This window comes from Crocosphaera watsonii WH 8501 (assembly GCF_000167195.1).
Taxonomy (GTDB): domain Bacteria; phylum Cyanobacteriota; class Cyanobacteriia; order Cyanobacteriales; family Microcystaceae; genus Crocosphaera; species Crocosphaera watsonii.
The window spans coordinates 1-5,739 of the sequence record NZ_AADV02000221.1 but is presented as its reverse complement, the minus strand read 5'-3'; the positions used below and the strand labels follow the sequence as shown (position 1 = coordinate 5,739).

Below are 5,739 nucleotides of genomic sequence, written 5' to 3'. Positions count from 1 at the left end.
AAAAAAATTTTTGGGGGAATAATTGGAGAGAGGTCTTAAATTCCCAAGGCGGGGGGGGTTTTCCCCGGGGAAAATTTTTGGGGGTAAAAAGGCCCGGAGAAAAATTTTGTCTTAGGGGGGCCTTTTCCAAAAAAAAGGTTTATGGAACCAACCAAACAGGTCAAATGTGGGGAGGATTAAGGACCCACGGAGGGTTTCCTCAAAAAGAATTTGGTAAGGTTTAAACTCAAACGGCCATATTTCGTCCAATAGTGAGGGGAAAAGCAGGAAAACCAATAGAGTTTGGAGCTAAACTCTCAGTAAGCTGTGTAGATAACTATGTGTTTCTAGGCAAAATAAGTTGGGAAAACTTCAATGAATCTTGTCATTTAAAAGAACAAGTAGAAAAGTATAAAGAAACGTTTGGCTATTATCCCGAATCCGTCCATGTAGATAAAATTTATCGAACTAGGGAAAACAGAAATTGGTGTAAGGAAAGAGGGATAAGAATCAGTGGTCCGAAGTTAGGAAGACCTCCGAAAAATGTCAGTGAAGAAGAAAAGAAACAAGCCCACTCCGATGAATGCTTCCGTAATGCTATTGAGGGAAAGTTTGGACAAGCTAAACGAAGATTTAGCCTAAATCTCGTGATGACAAAACTCCCTGAAACCTCCATTACATCTATTGCTATTACATTTTTAGTTGTCAATCTTTGTAAACTTCTGAGGCAGTTTTTGTCGCTTTTTTTGTCCTTATTTACTAATAATAGAACAGGGGAACTCATCAAACCGCCTTTCATTAATTTTGATTATACTTTAAACAATTTTTGTGTACTAAAACTTATTGATTTGTCAGAAAATTCTTGGTCAAAAGTGGTATAAATTTTGGAGAAACTTTTTCAGCAAACCCTAATTACCTCTAAAACTTCTACTGCTGACGGATAACGTTGTCGATAATCATAACGAATCATTCTATCTAAAATATTTCCCAATCTATCACTAACATCAGCTAATTTTCACCAATCAATTTCTTCTGTTTCCTGATTTTCATATTCTTTTTGTAATACCTCTGGCAAAAGTCCTGTTAATGCTTGAATTGCTATCATTCCTACTGCATAAATATCACTACTAAAGCGAGGTTTTCCTATAGCTTGTTCACTTGGCATATATCCAGGCGTACCAATAGTAACCGTTTTTGCTACTGTACCATTTTTCTGACTAATAATGGTTCCTACCTGTTTAACTGCCCCAAAATCAATTAATACTAATTCACCGCTTTTACGACGCATAATATTACCGGGTTTAATGTCACGATGAATGACATTATTATCATGAACATAAGTTAATATTTCCAGAATATCTATTAATAACTTTTTAACATCAGACTCACTATATTTTATCCCTGGTTTTAACTCATTATCTAAATCTTGTCCATCAATAAACTCTTGAACCAAATAAAATTCTTTTGCTTCTTCAAAATAGTTAAATAACTGGGGTATTTGGGAATGACTTCCTAATTTCTCCAGAATTTTTGCTTCTGTATCAAATAAACGTCTTGCTGTTTTTAGATTATCTTCATTGTCACATTTTAACTGTTTTACGACACAGTCAGATATTTCATTATCATGAGTATCCTTAGCTAAGAATGTTTGTCCAAAGCTACCACTTCCCAGAGCTTTAATGATTTGGTAACGTCCCCCTATTTGCTGCCCCATCACTTTTAAAAGTCATTCAGTATAACGCAATTTTAATCGATCTTTTTTTATTGACAAGATGATGTGACAGTTAATTAATCGTCCCTATAATAAAACTTTTCCATTGCGTGTATCAATATTTCGGTTGGGTGAGTGTGGGGAGTGTGGGAAGTCAAGCAATTTTAATGTTTAATCCATGCCAGTGAAAACTACAATCATAAAGGTTTTCGCCCAACTGGTAACTGCTCACTGGTAACTGCTCACTGGTAACTGCTCACTGAATAACTGGGGACAGAAAAAAAATTGTCACTGACTTGACATATTCTCGACACACCATTGACACAATGAGGATATTCAATGTAATTGTGGTTTTATTTCAAGAGCCAGTTTACATAATTTTAATAACTGTTTTAAATTTGCTTTAATTATGAACCCCACTGCAACCAGACTTCTTAATTTTCTTCAACAAGACTTAGACATTCCCCCTGAGTCTATCAACCTTGCTTTCAAAGATAAACAAGCTATGCCCCACCATTTCCCTATGATTTTGTGGCAATATGGCTTACTAGATAAACAACAACTAGAATCGGTTTTTGATTGGTTGGATGATCATGATTTTTAGTTTACCGATGAGATGGTGGGCAAAACAGAAACTGGGAGCATCCCATTTTTGTAGAAAAATTATCATGTTTTGTTTGACGGGGGGACGGGGAGACGGGGGGAAATTTATCAGATAAACTCTTATCAATAAAGGATAAAAAGCCACTTTGGGATGCTCTCCAAAAACTTATTTCACTTTTTCATATATCTAGAAAAATTTGCCCACCCTACAACTACAAGCAGAAGATACTAAGAGGTTTATTTTTGTCAAAAACCTATCTTTAGGATAAGATTAGTAGTAACAACCTTAGTAATATTACCAGTCAAGTGATCAAAGCCATTAAACAAACAGGAACTGTTGATAAAGGAGGAAAAATCGAGGTTTATTCTCCAGAACTTCAGGAGGGAACCGAAGTAGAAATAATTATTTTGGTTAATTCTCCTGAACCGGATACAACAGAATATTTACTATCAACAAAAGCTAATGAAAAAGAATTATTAGAAGCTATAGAAAGAGTAGAAAAAAGAGAGGGACTGATCACCATAAATCCAGAAGAATGGCATGAGAAATATAGTATTTGACCCTAAAGCTTTTGAGCAGTTTAATCAATGATCTACTGAAAACAAGAAACTGTATAAAAAAATTGTTGAACTAATTAACGATATTTTACGTCAACCTTTTTCTGGACTGGGAAAACCGGAACCTTTGAAACATAACCTGAAGGGATATTGGTCAAGACGAATCAATGACGAACATCGGTTAATTTATCAAGTGACAGATACAGAAATAATAATTATTAGCTGTAAATTTCACTACTATTAGGTTGAGAAAATATTAAATATAATTTAATAATATTAAAGCTTAATTTTTGTCTTATATTAACAAACGATACTTGTCACCTCAAGTAAAATAAAGCTTGAGATATATGCTAGAGATAAAATTATATGGGTCGTGCCAAAAAAGTCGTGCTTGCGTATTCTGGTGGGGTAGATACCTCCGTTTGTATTCCCTATCTCAAGCAGGAGTGGGGTGTGGATGAGGTAATCACCTTAGCTGCGGACTTGGGCCAAGGAGATGAACTCGGTCCCATCCAAGCCAAAGCCTTAAAATCTGGGGCTGTGGAGTCTCTTGTAGAAGATGCTACCACAGAGTTTGTCACAGATTATGCCTTCAAAGCTATCAAAGCTAATGCACTGTATGAGAATCGTTATCCCCTCTCTACTGCCTTAGCTCGTCCTCTCATTGCTAAACTATTAGTAGATGCTGCCGAAAAATATGGGGCCGATGCAGTTGCCCACGGTTGCACCGCTAAAGGTAATGATCAGGTACGTTTTGATCTGGGAATCTTAGCCTTAAATCCTACCTTAAAAGTGTTGGCCCCCGCCAGGGAATGGAATATGAGTCGGGAACAAACCATTGCCTACGGTGAGCAGTTTGGGTTAGAATTCCCCGTGAAGAAATCTTCTCCCTTCAGTATCGATCGCAACTTGTTAGGCCGTAGTATTGAAGCCGGGCCCCTGGAAGATCCGATGACTGAACCCCCGGAAGAAATCTATTTGATGACTAAAGCGATCGCCGATACTCCAGACACCCCGGAATATGTGGAGATCGGTTTTGAGAAGGGTATCCCTGTTAGTCTCAATGGTCAAACCTTAGATCCCGTTGCCCTCATTAGTCAACTCAATGATCTGGTGGGTAAACACGGTGTTGGCCGCATTGATATGATAGAAAATAGAGTAGTTGGGATTAAATCACGGGAAATTTATGAAGCCCCTGCTTTATTAGTGCTTATTGATGCTCACCGAGACTTAGAAAGCTTAACCTTGACTGCTGATGTCACCCAGTACAAAAAAGGCATAGAAGAAACCTACAGTCATTTGATCTATCAAGGGTTATGGTATTCTCCTCTAAAAGAATCTCTTGATGCTTTCATCGATCATACTCAAGAAAGAGTCACCGGAATGGTACGCATTAAACTATTCAAAGGTAATGCGACTATTGTTGGTCGTCAGTCTGATTATTCCATTTATAGCCCCCATTTATCCACCTATGGGGAAGACGATCAATTCGATCATAAAGCAGCAGAAGGCTTTATCTATATTTGGGGACTTCCTACCAGAGTTTGGGCAGAAAAAACCAAAGGTTAATTGTTTCATTTTGGGGCTTAATTTAAATTAAGTCCCTATCATTATTTTTTGATAATTTTATAGTCTAACTCAAAATTTATGGAAGAATTAAAGACCACGACGGAAATTATTAGCGGAATATCAGCAGTTATAGGTTTATTTTTTGTTGGTTTTCAGTTACACTCAGGTGAACGATTAGCGAAAGCTCAATTTATTAATGAATTAGCTAGAGATATTGATTCTCATAGAAAAACAGAGTCTCATTTAGATAGAGAAGGAAAATGGTATGAACCTAATGAACCTAATGCTACATTTTCTCAACAAGATAAAGAGTTGCTTGAAAAGTATTTGAACTTTTTCGAAAGAGTAAAATTCATACTTGATACTAAAGTAATTGATATAAAAACAATTGATTGTCTATTTGCTTATAGTTTTTTTAACCTAGTACATAATCCTAATGTCCAACAGGAGATATTATTGTCTCCTCCTCTGAGAAGTTACTATGAATCAATTTTCTCTTTATATGACACATGGATTGAATATAGAAAAGGAAAGGACATTCCTCGGAAACGCTTCACCTTACCCCCATCAATCAAAAGAAAATAGATTAATATTAAAATAGTGAATATTCAAATTGCATCGTGTGAAGAACAAGATTTAGAAGAGATTTTTTATTTAGGGTTTGCTGAAAAAGTTTCTCCAAAATTTATGCCACTTTTGACCAAGAATTTTCTAACAAATCAATAAGTTTTAGTACATAAAAATTGTTTAAAGTATAATCAAAATTAATGAAAGGCGGTTTGATGAGTTCTCCTGTTCTATTATTGGTAAATAAGGACAAAAAAAGCGACAAAAACTGCCTCAGAAGTTTAGAAAGATTGACAACTAAAAATGTAATAGCAATAGATGTAATGGAGGTTTCCAGGGAGTTTTGTCATCACGAGATTTAGGCTAAATCTTCGTTTAAGTTGTCGAAACTTTCCGTGAGTATCATTACGGAAGCATGCATCAGAGTGGGCATATTTCTAAACTTATGAGGCAGTTTTTGTCGCTTTATTTGTCCTTATTTACCAATAATAGAACAGGAAAAATCATCAATCCGTCTTCAATTAATTTGATAATACTTTAAAGAAGTTTCATGTACTAAAAAAATATTGATTTGGCCGAAAATTCTTGGTCAAAAGTGGCATTAATTGTGGAGAAACTTTTCAGGAAAGGGTAAATTGAAAATTCTCTCTAAATCCTGTTCTTTAAACGATGCAATTTGATCAAGATATTAGATACGGTGAAACTGAAGGGGGGACCGTAACAAGCTTGTTCCCTTTAATAAGGGTAAATTT

The 5,739-nt window shown here is 35.7% G+C and carries 5 protein-coding genes and 4 pseudogenes; 7 read left to right on the top strand and 2 right to left on the bottom strand.

Annotated features, from left to right (window positions below; genetic code table 11):
* Positions 1 to 242 precede the first annotated feature (242 nt).
* Positions 243 to 860, top strand: a pseudogene (locus CWATDRAFT_RS29235) (IS5-like element ISCwa2 family transposase); the annotation flags it as partial.
* Positions 861 to 994: 134 nt separating this feature from the next.
* Here the strand turns inward: CWATDRAFT_RS29235 and CWATDRAFT_RS29230 are convergent.
* A complete protein-coding gene (locus tag CWATDRAFT_RS29230) occupies positions 995 to 1,693 on the bottom strand; it encodes a serine/threonine-protein kinase (RefSeq protein WP_007308348.1) in 699 nt (232 codons plus the stop codon).
* Positions 1,694 to 2,099: 406 nt separating this feature from the next.
* Between CWATDRAFT_RS29230 and CWATDRAFT_RS29225 the strand changes: the two genes are divergently transcribed.
* The 5 genes and pseudogenes from CWATDRAFT_RS29225 to CWATDRAFT_RS29210 all read left to right on the top strand — a co-directional run bounded on the left by CWATDRAFT_RS29225 (position 2,100) and on the right by CWATDRAFT_RS29210 (position 5,005).
* Positions 2,100 to 2,294: a DUF2949 domain-containing protein gene (locus tag CWATDRAFT_RS29225; protein WP_007308350.1), complete on the top strand. Its 195-nt coding sequence runs from the start codon at positions 2,100 to 2,102 to the stop codon at positions 2,292 to 2,294.
* Between the two features lie 305 nt (positions 2,295 to 2,599).
* On the top strand, positions 2,600 to 2,854 hold the full coding sequence (locus CWATDRAFT_RS29220; protein WP_007308351.1) for a hypothetical protein: 255 nt from the start codon (positions 2,600 to 2,602) through the stop codon (positions 2,852 to 2,854).
* A pseudogene (locus CWATDRAFT_RS35025) lies at positions 2,835 to 3,095 on the top strand (Txe/YoeB family addiction module toxin). Before CWATDRAFT_RS29220 ends, CWATDRAFT_RS35025 begins: the two are co-directional and overlap by 20 nt.
* Before the next feature lie 122 nt (positions 3,096 to 3,217).
* Positions 3,218 to 4,420, top strand: a complete 1,203-nt coding sequence (locus tag CWATDRAFT_RS29215; RefSeq protein ID WP_007308353.1) for an argininosuccinate synthase — start codon at positions 3,218 to 3,220, stop codon at positions 4,418 to 4,420.
* A gap of 78 nt (positions 4,421 to 4,498) precedes the next feature.
* On the top strand, positions 4,499 to 5,005 hold the full coding sequence (locus CWATDRAFT_RS29210; RefSeq protein WP_007308354.1) for a hypothetical protein: 507 nt from the start codon (positions 4,499 to 4,501) through the stop codon (positions 5,003 to 5,005).
* A 100-nt stretch (positions 5,006 to 5,105) separates the two neighbouring features.
* Here the strand turns inward: CWATDRAFT_RS29210 and CWATDRAFT_RS35020 are convergent.
* Positions 5,106 to 5,424: pseudogene (locus CWATDRAFT_RS35020) on the bottom strand (transposase); the annotation flags it as partial.
* On the opposite strand from CWATDRAFT_RS35020, the pseudogene CWATDRAFT_RS42060 reads away from it, so the two are divergent.
* A pseudogene (locus CWATDRAFT_RS42060) lies at positions 5,418 to 5,621 on the top strand (hypothetical protein); the annotation flags it as partial. The pseudogenes CWATDRAFT_RS35020 and CWATDRAFT_RS42060 sit on opposite strands and share 7 nt — an antisense overlap.
* Between the last annotated feature and the right edge of the window lie 118 nt (positions 5,622 to 5,739).